This is a genomic window from Staphylococcus auricularis (assembly GCF_051172115.1).
In the GTDB taxonomy this organism is placed as follows: Bacteria; Bacillota; Bacilli; order Staphylococcales; family Staphylococcaceae; genus Staphylococcus; species Staphylococcus auricularis_A.
Genome location: NZ_JBPIZN010000004.1, coordinates 56107 through 78696 on the forward strand (window position 1 = coordinate 56107; position 22590 = coordinate 78696).

A 22590-nucleotide genomic window follows, 5' to 3' on the forward strand; every position below is an offset into this window, starting at 1 on the left:
GCAAGGATTATGACGTCCTTGCCTCTTTTTATAGTTAATTTGGATGGTTACACATACCAGGAATAAGGAATATGTCTACGATTAACCATAGCCATAGTATAGGTAGAATGATGTAACCTATGAGAATCACTGTGGTTGCGTATCCGATCAGTGCGAGTAATAGCTGAATCACTGCTGTACCGTTTTTACCGCAGTAGAAGCGGTGGACACCTAATTGTCCTAGAAAGAACCATAATACATAAGCGATCACCTTGTTACGTGGTTCGGGTTGAGCATTTTGTTGTGCCATGATTGATCCCTCACTATAATGATTATTTTTATTTATATTCTCTATTAAATTGTGAATTAAACATCAGTATTGTATTATTGATGTATTCAAAAATTAATCATAACAAATTTTAACAAAACTATCATTTTAATGCTTTACTAAACGTATGGTACAAGGCTTTAGCTTCATTGGCATCATCTGTACCATAAATATTCATCCGACCATCACGGAATAATGTCAGCTGATAATCATCGTAACGCATTAATTTCACATAGTCGTTTTGTTTAGTAATTTTTCCTGGGAAATAATCGGCATAATCAAATACGGTAGAATCAAAACGGCACAAGAATGTACGTCCACATAATTTTTGTAGATGCTGTTGCTGTGGTTGATTTAACAATTCATAATTTCCTTGTTCACAAACAGGACAATCCGCTTGTTTTAACACATCGATATTCATCGTTTGATAGCGCAACTGAAAAGCATCTAACATGATTAATTTTTTAGAGAAACCGTGACCACTCACAAAGCGCATGAGTTCACTTACTTCGGTACTCGCAACTTGGTAAATCGCAGGTGGAATGACCCCATTAATCGCACAGCTTTCGCCTGTTTCAGGCATCGTACCGAGTACACATTTTAAACAAGGGCCTGTAAAGTCAATCGCATACACGGTGCCTTTACTTCCTACAGCAGCACCATAAATCCACGGAATGTGGTGTTTATGGCATGCTTCGTTGATTAAATAGCGGATTTCAAAATGATCCATGCCATCTAATACAATGTCGGGTTGGTGCTCAGTTAATAGTGCTTCGATGTTGGTTGGAGTTAACTCTTGATAGAGTGGGGTCACTGTGACCTCCTCATTAATACGTTGTAATTTCTCTGTTAACGCAGTCACTTTTGGTCGCAATTGTTCTGCATCATCTTCATCATATAACGCTTGGCGATGTAGATTAGAGCGTTCCACAATATCCATATCAATGATCGTGAGTTGACCGATGCCCATTCGTACTAAGAGTTCAGCAATATGGCTGCCTAACGCACCTGCACCCATGACCATGACATGTGTTTGCATCAATTGTTGTTGACCCGCTTCACCAAACGGCGCATAACGCACCTGGCGATTATACCGATCAATCATAAGAACCCGATACCTTCTGTCGGACTAGATGCTTCTGCCGTATATTTCACTGGGATACGTCCAGCTTCGTAGCTCAAACGGCCCGCTTGAATACCGAGTTTCATCGCTTCAGCCATTTTAACAGGATCTTCTGCTTTAGAGATTGCAGAATTAAGTAAGATACCATCTGCACCTAATTCCATAACTTGGCAAGCATCTTTTGGTGAACCGATACCTGCATCTACAATGACAGGTACATTCACACGTTCTACGATGTAACGTAAATTCAACGGATTGTTGATACCGCGTCCAGTTCCGATTGGTGAAGCAAGTGGCATGACTGCATGTACACCTAGTTCTTCTAAACGTTTGGCTAATACGACATCATTAGAAATATAAGGACAGACAATAAAGCCTTTATCTAATAAAATTTTACATGTTTCGTAAGTTGCGAATGGATCTGGAAGTAGTGTATCATCGTCACCAATAATTTCTACTTTGATCATGTCACATACGCCAGCATGGTCTGCAATTTCTGCAATGCGCAACGCTTCTTCAGTCGTTTTAGCTCCTGCTGTATTCGGGAATGTCACAAATTTTGATAAGTCCACATCAGCAAGTGGATTAGGTAAATTTTTGTCATAAAGGTTCATACGGCGTACAGCGAAGGTTAACACGTCTGTTTCAGAAGCTTGAATCGCTTTTGATTGTGTTTCTTCATCCGCAAATTTACCAGTACCTAATAATAAGCGTGAATTTAATTTAAATGGTCCAATGTTTAACATATTAACCGCCTCCAACTAATTCTAGTAATTCTAACGTATCTGCATCTTTGACGATGCGTTGATCAAATTGATCTTTTTTAATTAAATCCTTATTGTGTTCGACGATGATGCGTTGTCCATCTAACTCTAAATGTGTGATGATGTCATCTACAGATAATTCATGATCAAACGTAAATTCATCTCCGTTAATTGTGCATTTCATGGCGTTCACCTCGCTTAAATTGAAAATCTGTGAATGATTCTGGACGTTCATGGTTGAGCACCCATTCACTCATTAACTGACCGATTAAAGGTGAGAGCAGGATGCCGTTCCGATAATGTCCAGTGATGACGAATAAACCAGGTTGTATTTCATCCATAATCGGCTGTTCATTCCGTGTATAAGGTCGAATGCCTGACCACGTTTTCAATATCTGACTCTGCGCGATGTCTGGAATATGTTTAATTGTATGTGACAAGAGCCAATCCTTACCTTCGTTAGAGACGCCAACCGAATAATCATTTACATAACTGGTTGCACCGATGAGGAAGCGGTGTTTTGCTTTCGGAACGATATAACAACCATTGGTCATAAAGATGGTTGTGTCTAATTTGAGATCTTTATGTTCCACAAGTACGACTTCCCCTTTCACGCCTGTGACGGCTTTATCGAGTTCAGGTTCATTTACCAACTCGTTACTCCAAGCCCCGCCTGCGACGATGACTTGTTTTGCGGTCAGGATACCATGTTGATCAGTATGAACTTGATATCCTGTATCTTTCGCTTCGACTTGCGTCACTTCTGTTTGATAATAGCGCTCCACACCATTTTGAATGATCGATTTCAGTAATGCTTTCGTATACTTATTCGCATTGATTTGATGATCGGTTGGAATATGCATTGCTGCTAGGTGAGGTGCTGTTACGGTATGGTGAGTAATGTCACTGAGCTCATGTTCAGAGAGCAGTCTTACCGCAGGGTGATAACTGTGTAGAAAAGCTTGTTGTTGTAAGACTTGCTCGTTATCTTCTGGCGCTGCTGCTAACTTAATTAACCCACTTTGTTGATATTCGATATCTATCCCTGTCTGTTGTTTTAATTCTGCTTGAAGCGGTTCGAATAAACGTTGAGCTCTCAGTGCAAGACGAAACAGAGTGCTGTCATAGGTGAATTCGTTTTGTGCACCTAACATACCGCCAGCTTTATAAGAAGCATGCATACCTGGGATATCTCGATCGATGACTACGATATTGAGATCAGATTCACTGAGTGATTTGGCGACAGATAAACCCATCACTCCAGAACCTATAATGATTACGTCATACATCATTTATGCCACGCCTTTCTTAAATCAGTAAGCGTCGTCAAGTTTTGAGTGGCAAAGAGAGAAATCGCTGCAATACCACTAAAACCGCTTGGCACTTGATTGATTGTTTTCGTATTAATACCACCTAACGCGATGATTGGAATGTCTTGAATCTCGAGTGCTGCTTGTATTTCAGTCTCACTTCTTGGAGCCTGACCTGGTTTTGAAGCTGTGTTAAAAAGATGGCCGAATAACACAAAGTCTAGTTGGTCATTACTTGCTTGCTGGATACTTGTTGCGTGGTGAGTCGCTTGGCTGACAATCACATCTGGATGTTGCTGTTTATACCGTGCTGCACGTGGATCACCTTCTCGAAAATGAATACCAGTCAAATGACACTGTGCTAACACTTTTTCATCACTATGTATCATCAATTTATCTTTGGGAAAGCCATGAGCGAGGGCTTGGTTTACCCAATGAACGAGTGATTTTGTATCCATTGGTGTACGTAGGATTAGATAGTCAATGGCAGGTGCAATGGCTGTATAGTGTTTCGCATCCGCTTCAGTAAGTGCTTGATAACGGGTAATAGCTACGAACATTTTAAATCACTCCAAATAAAAAAACGTTATTTTCCTCAGTAGGAAAATAACGTTGAGATCGATGTTATATATTGATGAAAACGACACTTTCCTACGCCAGTATAAACTGGATCAGGTTCCAGGAATCCCAAAGTCGCTACTTTAATCTCAGCCTTTAACAAAGGCACTTCCAGTGGTTTTATACTCTATTTAATTTGTTTCTATCAAAAAGATAGCGCTAACGTATTTGACAGTTATAATATATCGCAATGGTGATAGCGTTGCAAGCTAGGCGTCATGTTATTTTACACCTCAGAGTGTTGTGCTGTGGATAATTGAAGCAGTTGTTTTGTCAGCGGCTGGGTGTGTTCATAAACACTTTGATAGATGTCAAAATAACGCATATAGTTATCGTGATTGGCTTGATTTGGCGTGAACGACTTGTCGTATTCAATCCATGTATTGACGCATGATTCAATACTCTCAAACCAACCAACGCCCTTCGCTGCGATCATCGCTGCGCCCATCGAAGGACCTTCTTCGTATTTCAATTTACTAACGTGTGTATTGAACACGTCGGCTTGTAATTGTAACCAGAATTCACTTTTTGCGCCGCCACCAATAGAAACGATATGGGACACATCTTTTCCAAGTGATCGGATATATTCCACTGCGTCATACAGTGAATAGGTAATACCTTCGATGACTGCTCGTGCTAAATCAGCAGAAGTATGTAAATGACTAAGCCCGATAAAGCTACCTCGAATGGAAGCATCGCCATGAGGTGTTCGTTCTCCTGATAAGTAAGGTGTAAATACAAGCCCTCGTGCGCCTATCGTAGACCGACTCGCAAGTTCAACGATATTGCTAAAGCTGGTATCAGGTAAAACCGTTTGTTTAAACCAACTGAGACTGTCCCCTGCTGCCAATGTGACAGCCATTGCGTAAGACATATCATCGACACTATGTTGGAATAAATGAATGTTACGGCGATAAGTTGTTTCATGTTCGTCATCACAAATTAAAAAGACGCCAGAGGTACCAATACTGCACAGCGCTTCGCCATTACGAATGACGCCTGCCCCTACAGCACCTGCTGCATTGTCGCCACCGCCCGCAAAGACAGCCACATGATTATTTAGTCCTAGTTCATCGGCAACATTCGGTTTGATTGTACCTACACATTGTTGTGAAGAGACGAGTTCAGGATAAATATCGTGAATTCCAAACTGTTCACCGATGGATTTGTCCCATGTCTTGGTATCTGGGTCGAGTAGTAATGTGCTAGAAGCATCTGCATATTCCATGTGAAGTTCTCCGGTTAAAGCGAAGCGCACATAATCTTTGGGCAATAAAAAGACACTCACTTTATGCCAAAGATCCGGTTCGTTTTGTTGGACCCACAACATTTTCGTTAATGTGAACCCTTCTAATACGGGATTGTCTAAAACATAATCTCCAAGTTGTGCTTTGATCGTTTCGCACTGTGGTGTTGAACGGGTATCGTTCCACAATATCGCATTACGCAGCGGACGGTGACTCTCATCTAGTATGACCAGACTATGCATTTGGCCAGAAAATGAAATACCTTCGATTTTTGTATGGTCAATCGAAGGATCGTCGACTAATTTACGTATGTTAGCTTTAGTAGCTGCTACCCACGCGTCAGGATGTTGTTCACTGTAACCTGATTGTTGATGTTCTATAGTTAAAGGTTCACTGACACTCGCGAGTACTGTACCTTGTTGATTAACAGCTATGGTTTTAACTGAGCTTGTACCGATATCGATACCTAATACAATGTTATCCATACATCTCTTCCTTTTTGATCATTCACTCAAATTCTATACGTTTTTACTTTTAAGATATAACAATAAAATTTAACACTTTGCAAGCTGGAACCGTTATAAGAATAAGATAGATTATAAATGAGATTTAAAAAATAGGGGAGGGGAGATCAAATCTTTAGAAACACTGTCATATCAACGTTTTAACTCTATAGGTAAGGCTAACGGTTCAGAGAACGAATACAAACGGATGTCTAAATTTAATACGAATATTGTTTATATAACCGTTTTATATAAAAGTCGTGTTATGATTTGTAGTGAAAAGAAAGGAGCGTGCGTGATGAAAATTCTCATTGTCGAAGACGATTTTACCATTGCTGAAAGTTTACAAAATGAACTTAGTAAATGGCACTATGATGTAATGATCGCCGAAGATTTTAATGAAATCATGAGTCTTTTTCAATCATATGACCCACATCTCGTTGTGTTAGATATTACGTTACCATCATTTAACGGTTATCATTGGTGCCAAGAAATACGTAAAACGTCCAATGTGCCGATACTCTTTATTAGTTCACAATCGGATGATATGGATAAGGTCATGGCGATACAAATGGGAGCCGATGACTATATCGAAAAGCCGTTTAGTTTATCTCTCGCAACGGCGAAAATCCAAGCGCTCATACGACGGACTTATAATTTTGCAGTCGACAAAAATGAACTCGAAGTGAAAGGTTGTATCTTATCACTCGATGAAGCAAAAGTGTCATACGAAGATCAAACTGAACAACTATCATTTACAGAATTACAAATTCTGTCATTATTATTCCAACATGAAGGTCAGTATGTAAGTCGTACCGCACTCATCGAAAAATGCTGGGAATCTGAGTATTTTATCGATGACAATACGCTTGCAGTAAACATGACACGGTTACGTAAGAAATTACGTCGTCTAGGGTTAGAGGACTTTATTCAAACAAAGAAAAATGTAGGGTATAAAGTGTAGGAGCTGGATCGTCATGAAATTTATAAACGAGATTAAAAATGAAATCATCATCGCTATCGGAATTTTAATCCTATTTTTAGTGATCTTTTTCGTGTTTTCGCTGCCAATGGAGGCTTTCTTTTTAGGGGCTGCTATCGTGCTCTTTATACTAATCATTTACTGGGTCATTCAGTTCATGAATTTTAAAGAAAAATTGCGTTTGAAAACACAAGTGGATCAATTAGAAGATCAGTTAGAAACGATGCGACGCGAACAAATTGAGTATAAAAATGAAATAGAAGCTTACTTTTTAACGTGGGTACACCAAATTAAGACGCCGATTACCGCTTCTAAACTATTACTCGAACAAAATCATGAAGATACAGTCAATCGTGTGCGACAAGAAATCTTACAAATTGATAACTACACGAACCTTGCACTCAGTTATTTAAAATTAATTAACCAACAGACCGATATGGTATTGATGAAAGTATCGATTGATGACCTAATTCGCACGCTCATTAAAAAATATTCAATCCAGTTCATTCAAAACCATACTAAAGTCCATTATGAAAAAGTGACAGATGAAGTGTTAACTGATGCGAAATGGGCTTCGATCATGATCGAACAAATTCTCAACAATGCGTTGAAATATGCGAGAGGAAAAGATATATGGATTGATTTTGATTCACAACAAAACCAACTCAAGATTGCGGATAACGGTATTGGTATCAGCCAAGCAGATAAACCTAAAATATTTGATCGCGGATATTCCGGCTATAACGGTCGTTTAAATGATAAATCGAGTGGCATTGGGTTATTTATCGTGAAACAAATTGCGAATCGTCTTCAACATAAAGTAGAAGTTGAGTCTGAGTTAAATGAAGGGGCGACGTTTACCATCACTTTCCCACAACAAACAACGTAACCTTACAATATTGTAAGACGAGGGTGCCAGATTGAAAGGAATCATAAATGTGCTATAACCGTAAAGGGAGTAACATAGGTATTGAGTAAAAGGGGCGAGACAGATGTTATTAGAGGTCGAAAATGTAAAAAAGATATTTGGTAGAAGACTCAATGCAGTCACAGCACTTAAAGATCTATCGTTTACGGTAAACGAAGGAGAATTCGTCGCAATCATGGGCGAGTCAGGCTCAGGTAAGTCTACGTTGCTTAATTTAATCGCAACCTTTGACCAACCGACTGAAGGGTCAATTACGATTCATGGGCAAAATTTAGATCAGCTGAAACATAAACAAATTGCACAGTTTAGAAGAAATATGCTTGGATTTGTCTTTCAAGATTTTAATATGCTGACGACGATGACGAATAAAGATAATTTATTGATGCCACTCGTGTTATCTAATGAAAAGCCACAGACAATGAACGAACGTGTCGAAGTCATCAGTGAAGAATTAGATATAAAAAATATACTCGATAAATACCCGCATGAAGTCTCCGGGGGCCAACAGCAACGTGTAGCGATTGGTCGGGCAATCATCACACAGCCGAAACTCATTCTGGCAGATGAACCGACTGGCGCACTAGATTCAAAGACCTCTGAAGATATTATGAATTTATTTAGAAAGATGAATCACGATCAACAAACGATTTTAATGGTGACCCATTCTACGGTCGATGCTTCATTTGCGAAACGTGTGCTATTTATTAAGGATGGACGCGTGTATCATGAAATCTATCGTGGCGAAGAATCACGAGCCGTTTTTCAAAAGCGCATTTCAGAAAGTCTTACCATTTTAAATGAGAGGGCAGACTGACATGACACTACGGTTAATGTGGAAACTCGTCATTAATAACTTCAAAAGCATTCGCATGATGGTCGTGCCGTTCATCTTGTCTCTAAGTTTCATCTTTGGCTTACATTTTATTCTGTTGTCCATCAGTATGAATGATTATTTTCACCGAGAAGCTGAGATGATTACGACGTTTGCGATTGTCGCTCAGTTTATCTTGTTTCTCTTAAGTGTGTCCTTTGCGCTATATGCGAACCAGTTCATGATGCATCACCGGAAGAAGAACTTTGCGTTAAGTATGATGTTTGGCATGGAAAAGAAACGTCTCTGCTTTTTGCTGTTGATAGAAAATATCATTGAGTTTGTGATTATTGCCGTAATTTCTGTTATCGGTGGCTTTCTCTTTAGTCTGCTCATGTTTATGTTTTTAAATAAAGTATTACAACGGCATCATCATGTGACATTAGCGGATTTCACTTTGAATATGAATGTCGTGTGGTTGACGTTATTAATCTTAATTTTAGTGATGGGGCTCATTTTCTTAGTTAATATCGTCAAAGTCACATTGCAAAATCCTATCCAGCTCGTGCAAAAAGAAAATAATCAATCCCAACGCATCAAGAAAGTCCGTCTCATTATCTTACTTGTGTTAGGTCTAGTTTTACTCGGCTCAGGTTACTATCTAGCACTTACAACTCAAGGAATCTTCCATTCTCTCCTTACAATTTTTGAGGCGATGTTATTCGTATTCGTCGGAACATACTGTTTGTTTATGTCGCTCAGTTTGTTTACGTTAAAAGGGTTACAGCGTATTCCACGTGTGTATTATCATCCGGTGCTTTTCTTTTCTATAAATGGTATGATTTCACGCATGAAAACAGATGCGATTAGTCTGGCCAACATGTCAGTCATATGTACGTTCTTAATCGCAACGATTGGCTTGACGATTATGACCTATCAAGGTGCACATAATCTCGTCAAAACACTGACTGACCAACGAGATTATACGACGGTTATTACAGTAGAAAATGAAAAAAATAAATCATTGAAAGCAAAAACAGAAAAAGTCTTGGACGATGTTCAAAAATATGCGACGATTTCTCAACTCAAGCAGCGCTATTTTGTGATATTGGGCATTGATATTAAAGATAACAACGTGTTTGATGTTGCACACAATGATCAAAAGGCAACGGTTCAATTTACACCTGAAAAAGAATATAACCGTGTCTTTAACAAAAATTTGAAACTTGCACCAAACGAACTCGGCATCACTGAAAATAGTAATAAACTTGGAAAACAAAAATCGATTCAAATTGGAGACCAAATGTATAGTCGTGTCGATTTGAAAGATACGAGAGCGATGATTAGATCGACGATGGAGTCAGATATCTTTGTGGTCGTACCTGATGAGCAACAATTAGACCAAATCTTACATACACTTTTACCAGCTGATAAAAATCTCCAGAATTATAAGCGAGTTGATTTAGCATTTAATGTAGATGAAGGTAAACACGCACTCGAACAACATAGTATGGATATATTGAAAAAGGATCATGTTCAACTCACGAATACGAAAGAAATGTCACGCCTCGTGTATCAATTGGATAGTGGCTTAATTTTTCTAGGTGTCATTATCTCAGCTGCGCTCATCACGATTCTGTTCTTGATTTTATACTATAAACAGATGGCTGAAGCGGATGAGGATCAAAAAAGGTACGCACTATTATCACAACTCGGCGTGGAAGGCACGACGATTCGCAAAGTGATCAATCAACAACTGCGATGGCTCTTTACGTTACCCGCACTGGTCGCAATCATTCACACGTTAGTGGCGACAAAAATTATTTATAAAGTAATCAGTGTGCTCGGGGTCCAAAATATGTGGCAATTCGCACTCGTTTATTTCGGTGTACTCGTCATCGTTGTCGTTTGTTATGGCCTGCTCTGTATAGGCGTCTCAACGATTTATTATAATATTGTATATCGCGGACTGAAGCGGCCCCATGAGTGAAGTACCAACCTTTTGATGTTGAGTGGGTTGGAGGTCTATGACGCGTATCTAAAATAAAAAGAGGCAAGCACCTGTGAAGTGTGCTTGCCTTTTGTATATTGTGAGGGAAATGGGTAAGTGTGATATCCCCTTAATATACGTCTCGTTGATAACGACGTTCTTTTAACATTTTTTTAAGGTAATGATCTGCTTCCTCGTCACTTAAGTCTCCTTCTTTTACTAGGATTTGGTGAAGGGCTTCGCTGACACCTTGTGCCATTTTTTCCTTGTCACCACAAACAAAGAAACAAGCGCCGTTTGTGAGCCAGTCATAGACTGTTTCACTGTTTTCTAATAAGCGGTCTTGGACATATACTTTATGCTCAGAATCTCTTGAAAATGCCAAATCAAGTCGATTTAAAAATCCTTGATCTTGCATATCCTCGATTTCTTCTTGGTACAAATAATCGTGGTTGCGATATTGGTTACCGAAGATAAGCCAGTTATCACCTGAATAACCGACGTGCATACATTCTTGAAGATATGCTCTAAATGGCGCTATACCTGTTCCAGCACCCACCATAATGACAGGTGTGGATGCATCGAATGGGAACTTAAAGTTTTTATTTTTTCTAAAGTAAATTGGCAATGTGTCCCCAGGTTCAGTCCGCTCAGCTAATTGGACAGAGCAAACCCCTTTACGGTCACGTCCATGTGCCTGATAGCGTACCGTGCTCACCGTAATGTGGACCTCGTCTGTATTGAGCTTGTTACTGCTAGCGATTGAATATTCTCGCGGCGGTAACTTTCTCAACAAGTCCGTGAGCTGTTTCGGTTCTAATGTGCGTGGTGGGAAATCAGTCACTAAATCTAAGAAATCGCGACCTTCAATATAATCATTGAGCCAATCTTGATCAGCTACTTTCGCGGTAAGCGTGTCGTTACCGAATAACGTTGCTGCTGTTTCAACGAGATTTGGATTGAGCTTGGTGATTTCAAAATGATGGGTTAACGCATCTTTTACATTCACTGTCGTATCATTTGCATCTGAAATCTCTGTGTCTGCTTGAGCGTCCCACCCAAGCGTTTGAATGATATTTGCGACGAGTACCGGATCATTTTCAGGAATGACGCCTAAAATGTCACCTGGTTCATAAGTGTTGTCGTTATCTTCAATCTCTAATTCGATATGACGGACTTCTTTTTCAGCTTGATTACCACATAAATTAAAGTTTGTGAGTACTTTTGCTTGGAACGGATTTGCTTTCGTATAGTACTCAGATGGTGTAGTCGTGTTGCTTTCAGTGATGGTTGTGTCTGCTTCATCTTCAAAATCGAGTGTCACTTCTTCTGCAGTGCTGTCAATCGTCTTTGACGAACTAGACGCATCGTTTTGAATTTGTGTCAGCAATTCTAATACTTCTGTCATCCACTGATTAGCCGTTTCTTCATAATCAAAGTCACAGTCGACACGCGCTTTCATACGGTGCGCGCCGAGTTCACCAATGATGTGGTCAAAGTCTTTACCTGCTTGGCAGAAGTTCGCAAAGTCTTGATCACCTAGTGCTAATACTGAAAAGTTAACACCCTCTAGACTTGGCGCATCATCGCTGTGTAGATATTCATATAAGTCTAAAGCATTGATCGGTGGTTCGCCTACACCTTGTGTTGAACAGATGACAAACACGTATTGTTGTTCTGCTAAATCAGCAGGTTTAAAGTCATCCATGTCATAGAGTGACACGTTAAAGTTTTCAGCTTTCAACTTGTCGTAAAATTGTTCTGCGACGAATTCCGCATTACCTGTTTCAGTTCCAAAGAGAATGGTTACATCCAGTGGTTCAGCGTCCGATGCTGAAACGGATTCACTTTCAGAACTGGAGGTTTCTTCTTGCGTTGCTACGTCAGAAGTCGAAGCAGATATGTCATTTGACACTGGTTGGTCTTCTGATTCTGGAGAAGCGGTTGCTTCATTTTGAGCCCTTTGACTCTGACCCATTAAATAGCCACTCACCCAGTATTGTTGTTCGGGTGTTAACGTGTTGATGAGCTCATCGAGTAACTTGCGTTGTGTTTCGTCTAATGGGCTATAATTTGTGTTTGGTTCCAACTCTTTCACCTCTGTTTCTGCGATCTATGTTGTCGATATATATTTAGACGGCGCTCAGACTTCCCTCTAGGAAAATGCTGAGTCAAACCGTGATTGCGTAGATTAAATTCTAGTCTCAATTATAACGTGATTCCTCAAGATTGTTAAAGTTTAACAACTATAAAGCTCCTCCTGCAAAATGAGAATCATTATTTTACAGGAAGAGCATGTAAAACGGCTATATGATGTTATTTCAATTATGAAAATGCGGTGTGCGATCGTTTTGTAAATGAGACAATTTAAGGTTTAATCGCAAACGCACGTACTGGGAATCCGGGTGCATCTTTCGGTTTCGGGCTAATCGCATAAATGATTGCACCTCGAGTCGGTAGCTGATCTAAGTTAGTCAGCAATTCAACCTGATACGTATCTTGCCCTAATACATAACGTTCACCGACGATGTCTCCATTTTTCGCAACATCTACAGAGGCATCGGTATCAAAAGTTTCGTGTCCTACTGATTTGACGCCGCGTTCTTCGATTAAGAACTGTAATGCATCGAGGCCCCAGCCGGGTAAGTGTTGGTTTCCTTCTGCGTCTTTATTTTCAAACGCTTCGACGTCAGGCCATCGTTTAGACCAATCCGTGCGTAAAGCGACAAAGGTATCTGGCTCGATTGTACCGTGTTCTTTTTCCCAAGCAATCAGATGGTCACGCGTCACGATAAAGTCTGCATTCTCTTTCACTTCTTCACTAAAATCTAACACGATTAATGGTAAGACGAGTTCTTTTAAGTCTAATTGATCTAGATAACGTTGATTTTCAACAAAGTGGATCGGCGCATCAATATGTGTACCGTACTGGGTCACAAGATTCCAACTTTGAACGTAAAATCCATGTTCTTTGACAGTGAAGAGCGTTGACACTTTTGCTTTTTCAAAATCGCTAAAACGAGGAATCGATTCATCAAATGTGTGTGTTAAATCAACCCAGTTTGCATTTTTAAGTTGTGCTAATTGATCCCATAATGGGTAAGCCATGCTTATCACCTGCTTATTTGAATTTTATGATACTTGAGCGTCTTTGTCTTCGCGTAATTTTGTTACTGCACTAACGAGTGTTGTTAATGCGGCAACCACTTCATCTTCTTTACGTGTTTTCAATCCGCAGTCTGGGTTCACCCAGAAGAGAGAACGGTCAATTTGTTGTAAACCACGATTGATCGCAGTCGTAATTTCATCTTCTGTTGGAATACGAGGGCTGTGGATGTCATAAACACCTAAGCCGATACCGAGATCATATGTGACATCTTCGAAGTCTTTAATTAGGTCACCATGACTACGAGACGTTTCAATTGAAATCACGTCTGCATCTAAGTCGTGGATCGCATGGATGATTTGACCGAATTGAGAATAGCACATATGCGTATGAATTTGCGTTTCATCTGCCACAGACGATGTTGCGAGTTTGAATGAGTGCACTGCTTGTTGTAAGTATGTTTCATGGAATTCAGAACGAAGCGGTAAGCCTTCACGGAGTGCTGGTTCGTCTACTTGGATGATCGCAATGCCAGCTTTTTCAAGCGCGAGTGCTTCTTCATTAATCGCTAAGGCAATTTGGTCTTGAACTGTTTCACGTGGGATATCTACACGTTCAAATGACCAGTTTAAAATGGTTACCGGACCTGTAAGCATACCTTTCACAGGTTTGTCAGTTAAGCTTTGTGCGTAAACGGTTTCTTCTACTGTTAATGGTTCAGTCCATTTCACATCGCCGTAAATAATTGGTGGTTTAACCGCACGTGAACCGTATGATTGTACCCAACCAAATTTAGTTACGAGGAAGCCTTGTAGTTTTTCACCGAAGAATTCCACCATGTCGTTACGTTCGAATTCACCATGAACAAATACATCGAGGCCGATATCTTCTTGAATGTCGATCCAACGAGAAATTTCATGTTCTAAGAATTCACGATATGCTTCATCAGAAATGCGGTTATTTTTCCAATCTGCGCGGTATTTACGCACTTCTCTTGATTGAGGGAATGAACCGATTGTTGTCGTTGGTAAGTCTGGTAAGTGTAAGCGATTGTTTTGTGCTTCTTTACGTACAGAGAAGTCTGATTGACGTGATGTACGCACGCTGTCAAAGTCGTATGAGACGTTTTTGAAAGCTTGGTTTTGGAAGCGGTGATAACGTTCTTTTAACTCGTTATATGCCGTGTCATCATTTTCATTAAAGTAACGTTTTAAGGCATTGAGTTCGCCTAATTTTTCAGTAGCAAAGCTGAGACCTTCCGCAATGGATTCATCCAGTGATTCGTCATCGAGTGATACTGGCACGTGTAATAATGAAGATGATGGTTGGATGACAAGTTCATCTGTATAAGATTGTAATGTTTCGATGAGTTCTTTTTTCGCTTCGATATCTGCAGCCCACACGTTACGGCCGTCGATGATTCCTGCGTATAATGCTTTGTCTTTATTGAGGTGACCGTCTTGAATTTGTTGTAAGTTGTGGCCGTGATCATGAACGAAATCTAAACCATAACCTTTTGCTGGTAAAGTATTTAAGAATTTCAAGTCTACACGTTCGAAATAAGTTTGAATGACTAAGTATTGGCTTAAGCCAGCTTCTTCAAAGTAGTCATACGCTTTCTTAGTGATTGCTTCGAAGTTTTGACTTTCATCTGTCACGAGGACAGGTTCATCGATTTGAATATAAGACGCACCCGCATCTACTAATGATTGGAGTACTTCTTTATACAGTGGAAGCAACGTTTCGACTTTTTCTTCAAACGATTGATTGCCACCTTTTGATAATTTAACGAAAGTGACTGGACCTACGATGACTGGATGTGCTGGAACGTTTAGTGATTTCGCAAAGTTGAAGCGTTCGAGTAAAATGTTGTCATTTACTTTAGGTTCTACGTTATCCCATTCAGGAACGATGTAGTGATAGTTTGTGTTGAACCATTTGATGAGGGCACTTGCGACATGCTCTTTGTTACCACGTGCGATATCAAAAAGTAAATCTACATCGACGTCACGATCTTGGAAACGTTCTGGAATGATGTTGAATAATAATGACGTGTCTAAGATGTAGTCGTATAGTGAGAAATCACCAACAGGTACGCTATCTAAATGTGCGTGCTTTTGAAGTAATAAGTTTTCTTTGTGTAATGCCTCTAATTGTTCAGTTAATTCCTTTTGTGAAATTTGGCCTGACCAATAATTTTCAATTGTTTTCTTCCATTCTCTTTTTCTACCTAGTCTTGGGAATCCTAAATTTGATGTTTGAATTGTCATGATATTGCCTCCTGTTTAGTTGAAGTGATAGATTTTGAATACTGTGCAAGTTCAAGCGTGATATCTACATTTTGGAACGGTGTGATGAGATACAAACCGTTAAAGTACTGATGGACGGTATCGATGAGTTCTTGTGATAAAGATAAGCTATACGCTTTTGTTTTCTCTTTATCGCCTTTGAGTGCTTCAAAGCGCTCGAGTACTTCATCTGATAATTTAATGCCTGGCACTTCGTTATGTAGAAACAGCGCATTATTGTAACTTGTAATCGGCATGATACCGATGAAAAATGGGACGTCTAAATGTTTTGTTGCTTCGTAAATTTCTTTGATTTTGTCGGTGCTATAAACGGGTTGAGTGATAAAGTAGTTGGTCCCGTGTTTAATTTTCTGCTCAGCGCGTTTTACAGCAACTTCGAGTTTACGTACATTCGGGTCGAAAGCAGCAGCGATGTTAAAGTTTGTCTTTTTCTTCAGTGCATCACCATCTGTATTGATCCCTTCATTGAAACGTAAAGCAATCTCGGTTAAGCCTTTAGAGTTCACGTCATATACATTCGTTGCGCCTGGGAGGTTCCCCATACGAGAAGGGTCTCCTGTAACAGCGAGTATTTCGTTCACACCGATGAGTGACAGTCCGAGTAAGTGAGATTGTAATCCGATTAGATTACGGTCACGACAGGTGACGTGGACGAGTGGCTCGATGTTGTATTGTTGCTTGATGATACTTGCAGCGGCTAAATTATCTATACGTACTGTTGCAAGTGCGTTATCCGCCAATGTGATCGCATCGACCCCTTCTTCATCCAATTTTTTCACGTTGTCGAAAAACGTTGTCGTATCGAGATGTTTCGGTGTGTCGAGCTCGACGATGATGGTCGGCCGTGTTTTCACGAGATGCGTTAAATTATTGCGGTTTTCGTTGTTGGTGCCTTTTGATTTACGTTGCGTCATCGGCACGACATTTTTATGTGATACAGGTTTTAAACCTTTCACTGATTCTTTGATAAAATGAACGTGTTCTGGTGTTGTGCCACAACAACCGCCGATGAGTCGCACGCCTTCGTTGATAAGTTTTTGTGCCATTTGACCGAAGTATTGCGCGTTATCGCTGTATTGGATCGTGTCATTTTCGATATCGAGTAGACTCGCATTCGGATAACAAGATAAGTATGCGTTTTTCGGTAGCTCGATATGTGAAAATGAGTGCACCATATGATGTGGGCCGTGGTGACAATTGAGTCCTACGATATTAGCGCCGCTATCGATGACTGCCTGAATGGCTTCGTTGATCGGCTGGCCATCTTTCAAATAGTTCGTGTTTGAAGCGGTTAACTGTGCAATAATCGGAATGTCGTATTTCTGACGCGTCAGTTTCACGATATTCGTTAGTTCTTCTAAGTCATAGTATGTTTCGAAAAGCAACGCATCGACGCCTGCTTCAACGAGCGTATCGACTTGAACTTCGGTGTGGTATTGAATCGTCGATAGCTCAAGTTTGGTCTGAGTGATGTTTCGAAATCCGCCCACCGTACCGAGAATGAATGTTTCTGGTTTTGCTGCTCGTTTTGCGATAGCGACTGCTGCTTGATGGATTTGTTTAATCTTGTGTTCGAGACCAAAGGCTTTTAATTTTTCAAAATTGGCGCCGTACGTATTCGTTTGAATCACATCTGCGCCTGCTTCGATATAAGCGCGATGGATCTTTTCGATTTTGTCGGGATGTGTGAGATTATAAGCTTCGGGACAGGTATCGATGCCTTCTGAGTAAAGGAGGGTACCGATTGCACCGTCAGCCACTAATATGTTGTCTTTGAGTTGGGTTAGGAATTGGCTCATTAAAGACCTCCTCTAGCGCATGTTGTATGTCTGCGATTAATTCTTCAGGTTGTTCTAAACCAACGCTCAATCTAAAGAGACCAAAGGTTATATTACGTTGTGCTCTCACGTCAGCTGGAATCGCTGCATGTGACATCGTCGCTGGGTGAGAGAGAATCGTTTCGACACCGCCTAAGCTGACTGAAACGAGTGGGAGTGACAATGCATCTACAAAGGCTTGGGCTTGTGATTCATCTTTTAAGCGAAAGCCAATCACTGCACCACCGTGTTCTGCTTGAGATAAATGAATCGGATCATTTCCTGGGTAATACACTTCTGCAATTTCAGGACGATTACTTAGAAAATCAACCAATTGTTGTGCATTGGTTACGGATTGTTGAAAACGAACAGCTAACGTTTTCAAGTGCTTGAACAATGTCCAACTATCATGTGCAGATAATGCAGTACCAGTCCCGTTTTGAAGTAAGTACAGTGCATCTGCGATTGTGTCGTTATTTGTGATTGCTGCACCAGCAATGATGTCACTGTGACCACTTAGGAATTTCGTTGCACTGTGGACAACGACGTCTGCACCTAATGCGAGTGGTGACTGGCCAAGTGGTGTCATAAAGGTATTGTCGACAGCTAAATATAGGTCGTGACGTTTGGCGATTTGGGCAACAGCACGAATATCCGTGATCTTAAATAACGGATTGGAAGGTGTTTCAATGTAAATGAGTTTTGTGTTGTCCTGAATTGCTTCTTCGATTTGTGAAACGTCAGTTGTATCAACAGTTGTAAATGAAATATTGAAACGTGTCAGTATTTGAGACGTTAAGCGAAAGGTACCACCGTAGACGTCATCCGGTAAGATGACATGATCGTTTGCGTTGAGTGCAAGTAATACGGCTGAGATTGCCGCAATTCCTGAGGCAAAAGCGAAACCGTGCGTGCCCCCTTCAAGTTTGGCAAGCTTTTGTTCTAATAGATCTCGGTTTGGATTACCACTTCTTGCATAATCATAAGATGTTTCGCCACCTAAAACGTCTTGATGAAAGGTGGATGAGTCATAAAGCGGTGGATTGGCAGAAGGGTAAGCCGCTCTACTGTGTGCGTCAAAGACCACTTCAGTCGCTTTGGATAACTTCATGAAATCACCTCTTCTTTCGCGTGTTCTAACGCTTGAATTAAATCTGCTTCAATGTCGCTATAATTTTCAACACCGACAGATAAACGAACTAAGTAAGCATCGATGCCGCGTTTTGCACGTTCGGGTTCAGGCATATCAGCATGTGTTTGCGTATAAGGGAAAGTCACGAGTGTTTCAGTACCTCCAAGACTTTCAGCGAAGATACAAATTTTTAAATTTTCTAAAAATTTTGAAACGCTATAATTGAGGTTGAGACGTAAACTCAACATGCCGGTATGTCCGCTATAAAGTACCTCGTTAATCGAGTCTAAGTGACTACATCGTTCAGCGAGTAAACGTGCGTTTTCTTCAGAACGATCCACGCGTAAATGTAATGTTTTTAATCCGCGTAATAACAAGTAACTATCAAACGGTGAAAGTGTTGCGCCAATCATGTTGTGTAACTCGTCTAAACGCGTTGCGAGTGTTTCATCTTTCACGGTGACGACTCCAGCGAGTACGTCGTTATGCCCACCGATGTATTTTGTTGCCGAATGAAGGACGATATCTGCGCCATCTTCTAACGGTGTAGATAAATACGGTGTTAAAAATGTATTGTCGATAATCATTAATAGGTTGTGTTGTTGCGCTAAGCGATAATATGGTTCTAGTTCTACTTCGATCATTTGCGGGTTAGAAATCGGTTCGATGAATAAAGCGACGGTTTGCGAGGTGATCGCGTCCGCAATGCTTTCGTAGTCTAAAAAGTCTACATATTTGAAATGAATGCCATATTGCTGTTCGTAGTAATCAAAGAGTCTGAACGTTCCTCCATATAAATCAAACGAGACTAGAATTTCGTCGTTCGGTTTGAATAAGTTACAAATGAGTTGTATGGCAGACATGCCACTCGCTGTTGCGAATGAAGCGGTCCCTCGTTCGAGTTTCGCAAATGCTGTTTCAAATGCACTTCGTGTTGGATTTTTCGTTCGTGTGTAATCATAGCCTGTCGATTCACCTAGTGTTGGGTGTTGATAAGCTGTGGATAAGTATATTGGATTCGCGATTGCGCCAGTTGTATCATGTGTTAATGAAATTTGAGCAAGTTCAGTATGTTTCATCGACTGAGACCTCCTTGTACAAAATAAAAAGGCTTCCCTCCTCTAAACCCGATAAAATATCGGATGTAAAGGACGAAAGCCTACTTCGTGGTACCACCTTTATTTATTACTCTATCACTAGAGCAACCTTAATCAGTACGCCATTTGCTGATGTATTGTGTTGAAATATACATGTTGAAGAAACTTTGCATACGTCGTGCAGCAAATATTAATACTGTGTCGCTATAACGGGCGATCCCGTTGATATCTCATATTGATATCACCACTCAAAGGCCATTTTCAAACTTGCTTGCTGTATCTCGTTTCAGCAACTCGAGACTCTCTGTGCCAGTAGTGTAAGTTTTACTTTCCTCGTTATCGTGTTTCGGTTAATCTGTTTGGTTGTTTCTTAGCTTACAGAGTGATTTCCCATTTGTCAACCACTTTTCTGAAAATTTTGAGTCGACTGTTATTTTATGAGTTGTGAAAATGTGCGTGAGGATTGGAAATACATAGACTTTAACGCTGTTATTTTTTACAATTAAAGACAGTAAATCATTTTAAAGAAGGTGGTTGTAATCGCTATGGCAGATGACCAGCGCACAAAGCGTCAAGATAATGAAACGGTTCAAATGATCGATCTAGATCAGATTCGCGCAAATCCATATCAACCACGTAAGTTATTTGACGATGATAGATTAGAAGATCTCGCACAATCGATTATGCAACACGGTATTCTGCAACCGATTGTGTTACGTAAAACCATCAAAGGCTATCACATTGTTGCGGGCGAACGTCGTTTTCGTGCTGCGCAAAAGACAGAGATGACACAAATTCCAGCCATCGTTAAAAAGTTGACTGACGCAGATATGATGGAACTTGCGGTGATAGAGAATTTACAACGTGAAGACTTGAATGCGATTGAAGAAGCGGAAAGTTATAAACAGTTGATGGAACAACTCGATTTAACCCAACAAGAAGTCGCGAAACGCTTAGGAAAATCTCGCCCCTATATCGCAAACATGTTGCGCTTATTACAACTCCCTCAATCCGTGAGACAGATGATTCAACGTGGGGATATCTCAGGTGGCCACGGTCGCGCATTACTCCCTATCAAAGACCCGACTCAATTAAAACAAATCGCTCGGGCAGTGTGCCGGGAGTCTTGGAGTGTGCGATACTTAGAGAAACATGTGAGTGAGTTGGCTCAACACGAGACAACCAAACAGCAGAAGAAAAACAATTCAGCCGCTCCATCTAAACCGAAGATGATACAACAACAAGAATGTCAGTTAAAAGAACAATACGGGACTGAAGTTTCAATCTCCACCGCGAAACAAAAAGGACGAATCACATTTGAATTCGGTTCTGAAGACGAGTTTAAAGCGCTAATACGTCAGCTCAATCACAAATACAGATAGAAGGTTAGTATTTGGTTTTGGTGCGAACGATTAAATACTGTGCTTTCTCTATGAAAAATACCGTTTTTTTAGATGAATATGTGATATTTTCACGCGAGTGATGCGGAGATTTAAAGGCATATCATAAGTGAGTAGAGTGAAATTTTCTACAAACGTTTTACTTTCACAAACGGGACAGACAATATAAAATGAAAACTTGATCTTCTCAAGTGAAATCGACATATCATTTCATACGTGAAGCGAGGAATTAAAGCATAGGAGGCACCGTTGTTGAATCAAATTAAAACGATATTAACATCCATTATAGAACCGTTTACTCAACCTGAAACATATACAAAACTCGCAACTAACATCATCATGATCTTGATTTATATCGTGGTGGCTTGGGTCGCAATTAAGGTGATAAACAAGATTATCGCCGAGTTCTTTAAAATGCATAACAAGTCTAAAAAAGGTAATAAAAAACGCTCAAAAACATTAGTTTCATTGATTCAAAATATAGTGAACTACATCATTTGGTTTATTATCGTCACAACGATATTAAGTAAATTTGGTATTAGCGTCGAAGGCATTATCGCCAGTGCCGGCGTCGTCGGTATCGCAGTCGGCTTTGGTGCGCAAACTGTCGTCAAAGATGTGATTACAGGATTCTTTATTATTTTCGAAAATCAATTTGACGTCGGCGATTATGTTAAAATAAATAGTGCTGGCGCAACCGTCGCTGAAGGTACCGTATCCTCTATTGGATTGCGTTCAACGAGCATTAAAACAATCAGTGGTGAATTAACTGTGTTACCAAATGGCAGTATGGGTGAAGTCACGAACTATTCAGTTATTGAAGGAACATCAATTGTCGACTTACCGATTGCTGTAGATGAAGATATTGATAAAGTCGAAACGTTATTAAATGAATTTCTAGCTACACTGATATCAAAATATTATCTATTTGTCTCAGCACCGACCGTATTAGGTGTCGATGATATTACCCGTGATCAAATGACCTTACGCATTACGGCAGAAACTATTCCGGGTGAAGGCACGACGGGTGCGCGTATTCTACGTAAAGAGTTGCAACGTTATATGAAAATGAAAAATATTAAAGCACCTCAACCACTCATGGTACAATATGATACGGGTCAACAATCAAACGCATAATCTATTCGG

19 protein-coding genes, 1 riboswitch and 1 other annotated feature are annotated in these 22590 nt (G+C 40.2%); of the genes, 6 read left to right on the forward strand and 13 right to left on the reverse strand.

From position 1 onward, the window contains the following. Positions 1-34 precede the first annotated feature (34 nt). The 7 genes from ACSBRB_RS08150 to xylB all read right to left on the reverse strand — a co-directional run bounded on the left by ACSBRB_RS08150 (position 35) and on the right by xylB (position 5854). Positions 35-289 (reverse strand): TM2 domain-containing protein, encoded by a 255-nt coding sequence (locus ACSBRB_RS08150; RefSeq protein WP_278926663.1) that lies wholly within the window; start codon positions 287-289, stop codon positions 35-37. 121 nt (positions 290-410) lie between these two features. Beyond that, positions 411-1409, reverse strand: coding sequence for a ThiF family adenylyltransferase (locus ACSBRB_RS08155; RefSeq protein ID WP_059107103.1), 999 nt, complete (start codon positions 1407-1409; stop codon positions 411-413). Beyond that, positions 1409-2176 (reverse strand): thiazole synthase, encoded by a 768-nt coding sequence (locus ACSBRB_RS08160; protein ID WP_059107054.1) that lies wholly within the window; start codon positions 2174-2176, stop codon positions 1409-1411. The genes ACSBRB_RS08155 and ACSBRB_RS08160 overlap by 1 nt, the downstream gene beginning before the upstream one ends. Before the next feature lies 1 nt (position 2177). After that, positions 2178-2378: a sulfur carrier protein ThiS gene (gene thiS, locus ACSBRB_RS08165; protein ID WP_435032375.1), complete on the reverse strand. Its 201-nt coding sequence runs from the start codon at positions 2376-2378 to the stop codon at positions 2178-2180. Continuing rightward, positions 2362-3483 (reverse strand): glycine oxidase ThiO, encoded by a 1122-nt coding sequence (gene thiO / locus ACSBRB_RS08170; RefSeq protein ID WP_059107104.1) that lies wholly within the window; start codon positions 3481-3483, stop codon positions 2362-2364. Before thiO ends, thiS begins: the two co-directional genes overlap by 17 nt. Continuing rightward, positions 3483-4064, reverse strand: a complete 582-nt coding sequence (locus tag ACSBRB_RS08175; protein WP_059107056.1) for a thiamine phosphate synthase — start codon at positions 4062-4064, stop codon at positions 3483-3485. Before ACSBRB_RS08175 ends, thiO begins: the two co-directional genes overlap by 1 nt. A gap of 71 nt (positions 4065-4135) precedes the next feature. Further along, positions 4136-4245: riboswitch (TPP riboswitch) on the reverse strand. Positions 4246-4348: 103 nt separating this feature from the next. Then, a complete protein-coding gene (gene xylB / locus ACSBRB_RS08180) occupies positions 4349-5854 on the reverse strand; it encodes a xylulokinase (protein WP_059107057.1) in 1506 nt (501 codons plus the stop codon). A 316-nt stretch (positions 5855-6170) separates the two neighbouring features. Here xylB and ACSBRB_RS08185 point away from each other — a divergent pair, with 316 nt between their 5' ends. The 4 genes from ACSBRB_RS08185 to ACSBRB_RS08200 all read left to right on the forward strand — a co-directional run bounded on the left by ACSBRB_RS08185 (position 6171) and on the right by ACSBRB_RS08200 (position 10583). Then, positions 6171-6836 carry a response regulator transcription factor gene (locus ACSBRB_RS08185; RefSeq protein WP_435032376.1) on the forward strand — a complete coding sequence of 222 codons (666 nt, stop codon included), beginning with the start codon at positions 6171-6173 and terminating at the stop codon, positions 6834-6836. Positions 6837-6849: 13 nt separating this feature from the next. Next, positions 6850-7743: a sensor histidine kinase gene (locus tag ACSBRB_RS08190; protein ID WP_180991909.1), complete on the forward strand. Its 894-nt coding sequence runs from the start codon at positions 6850-6852 to the stop codon at positions 7741-7743. A 103-nt stretch (positions 7744-7846) separates the two neighbouring features. Then, positions 7847-8596 (forward strand): ABC transporter ATP-binding protein, encoded by a 750-nt coding sequence (locus ACSBRB_RS08195; protein WP_059107060.1) that lies wholly within the window; start codon positions 7847-7849, stop codon positions 8594-8596. Position 8597: 1 nt separating this feature from the next. Further along, a complete protein-coding gene (locus tag ACSBRB_RS08200; protein WP_435032377.1) occupies positions 8598-10583 on the forward strand; it encodes an ABC transporter permease in 1986 nt (661 codons plus the stop codon). 130 nt (positions 10584-10713) lie between these two features. Here ACSBRB_RS08200 and ACSBRB_RS08205 read toward each other — a convergent pair whose 3' ends face one another. The 6 genes from ACSBRB_RS08205 to ACSBRB_RS08230 form a co-directional block, all read right to left on the reverse strand. Next, positions 10714-12672, reverse strand: coding sequence for an assimilatory sulfite reductase (NADPH) flavoprotein subunit (locus tag ACSBRB_RS08205; protein WP_435032378.1), 1959 nt, complete (start codon positions 12670-12672; stop codon positions 10714-10716). A 278-nt stretch (positions 12673-12950) separates the two neighbouring features. Continuing rightward, the gene (locus tag ACSBRB_RS08210) at positions 12951-13691 is read right to left on the reverse strand and encodes a cyclase family protein (RefSeq protein ID WP_435032379.1); all 741 of its coding nucleotides are present in this window, start codon (positions 13689-13691) and stop codon (positions 12951-12953) included. Between the two features lie 24 nt (positions 13692-13715). Then, complete coding sequence (gene metE / locus ACSBRB_RS08215; protein WP_435032456.1) at positions 13716-15962, reverse strand: 5-methyltetrahydropteroyltriglutamate--homocysteine S-methyltransferase; 2247 nt, start codon at positions 15960-15962, stop codon at positions 13716-13718. Next, positions 15956-17797, reverse strand: coding sequence for a bifunctional homocysteine S-methyltransferase/methylenetetrahydrofolate reductase (locus ACSBRB_RS08220; protein ID WP_203071471.1), 1842 nt, complete (start codon positions 17795-17797; stop codon positions 15956-15958). The genes metE and ACSBRB_RS08220 overlap by 7 nt, the downstream gene beginning before the upstream one ends. Beyond that, entirely contained in the window at positions 17751-18926 is a 1176-nt protein-coding gene (gene metC, locus ACSBRB_RS08225) for a cystathionine beta-lyase MetC (protein WP_435032380.1), read from the reverse strand. Before metC ends, ACSBRB_RS08220 begins: the two co-directional genes overlap by 47 nt. Then, on the reverse strand, positions 18923-20026 hold the full coding sequence (locus ACSBRB_RS08230) for a PLP-dependent transferase (protein ID WP_435032381.1): 1104 nt from the start codon (positions 20024-20026) through the stop codon (positions 18923-18925). The genes metC and ACSBRB_RS08230 overlap by 4 nt, the downstream gene beginning before the upstream one ends. A 65-nt stretch (positions 20027-20091) precedes the next feature. After that, positions 20092-20393: a binding site (T-box leader), on the reverse strand. Positions 20394-20583: 190 nt separating this feature from the next. Here ACSBRB_RS08230 and ACSBRB_RS08235 point away from each other — a divergent pair. Then, the gene (locus tag ACSBRB_RS08235) at positions 20584-21426 is read left to right on the forward strand and encodes a ParB/RepB/Spo0J family partition protein (RefSeq protein ID WP_435032457.1); all 843 of its coding nucleotides are present in this window, start codon (positions 20584-20586) and stop codon (positions 21424-21426) included. A 270-nt stretch (positions 21427-21696) separates the two neighbouring features. Beyond that, positions 21697-22581, forward strand: coding sequence for a mechanosensitive ion channel family protein (locus ACSBRB_RS08240; RefSeq protein WP_435032382.1), 885 nt, complete (start codon positions 21697-21699; stop codon positions 22579-22581). Positions 22582-22590: the final 9 nt, after the last annotated feature.

Bases quoted from the DNA above. Each gene is read 5' to 3' on its own strand.
- ACSBRB_RS08150 (WP_278926663.1), bottom strand. From the start codon at position 289: ATGGCACAACAAAATGCTCAACCCGAACCACGTAACAAGGTGATCGCT.
- ACSBRB_RS08160 (WP_059107054.1), bottom strand. From the start codon at position 2,176: ATGTTAAACATTGGACCATTTAAATTAAATTCACGCTTATTATTAGGT.
- thiS (WP_435032375.1), bottom strand. From the start codon at position 2,378: ATGAAATGCACAATTAACGGAGATGAATTTACGTTTGATCATGAATTA.
- thiO (WP_059107104.1), bottom strand. From the start codon at position 3,483: ATGTATGACGTAATCATTATAGGTTCTGGAGTGATGGGTTTATCTGTC.
- ACSBRB_RS08175 (WP_059107056.1), bottom strand. From the start codon at position 4,064: ATGTTCGTAGCTATTACCCGTTATCAAGCACTTACTGAAGCGGATGCG.
- xylB (WP_059107057.1), bottom strand. From the start codon at position 5,854: ATGGATAACATTGTATTAGGTATCGATATCGGTACAAGCTCAGTTAAA.
- ACSBRB_RS08185 (WP_435032376.1), top strand. From the start codon at position 6,171: ATGAAAATTCTCATTGTCGAAGACGATTTTACCATTGCTGAAAGTTTA.
- ACSBRB_RS08190 (WP_180991909.1), top strand. From the start codon at position 6,850: ATGAAATTTATAAACGAGATTAAAAATGAAATCATCATCGCTATCGGA.
- ACSBRB_RS08195 (WP_059107060.1), top strand. From the start codon at position 7,847: ATGTTATTAGAGGTCGAAAATGTAAAAAAGATATTTGGTAGAAGACTC.
- ACSBRB_RS08200 (WP_435032377.1), top strand. From the start codon at position 8,598: ATGACACTACGGTTAATGTGGAAACTCGTCATTAATAACTTCAAAAGC.
- ACSBRB_RS08210 (WP_435032379.1), bottom strand. From the start codon at position 13,691: ATGGCTTACCCATTATGGGATCAATTAGCACAACTTAAAAATGCAAAC.
- ACSBRB_RS08220 (WP_203071471.1), bottom strand. From the start codon at position 17,797: ATGAGCCAATTCCTAACCCAACTCAAAGACAACATATTAGTGGCTGAC.
- metC (WP_435032380.1), bottom strand. From the start codon at position 18,926: ATGAAGTTATCCAAAGCGACTGAAGTGGTCTTTGACGCACACAGTAGA.
- ACSBRB_RS08230 (WP_435032381.1), bottom strand. From the start codon at position 20,026: ATGAAACATACTGAACTTGCTCAAATTTCATTAACACATGATACAACT.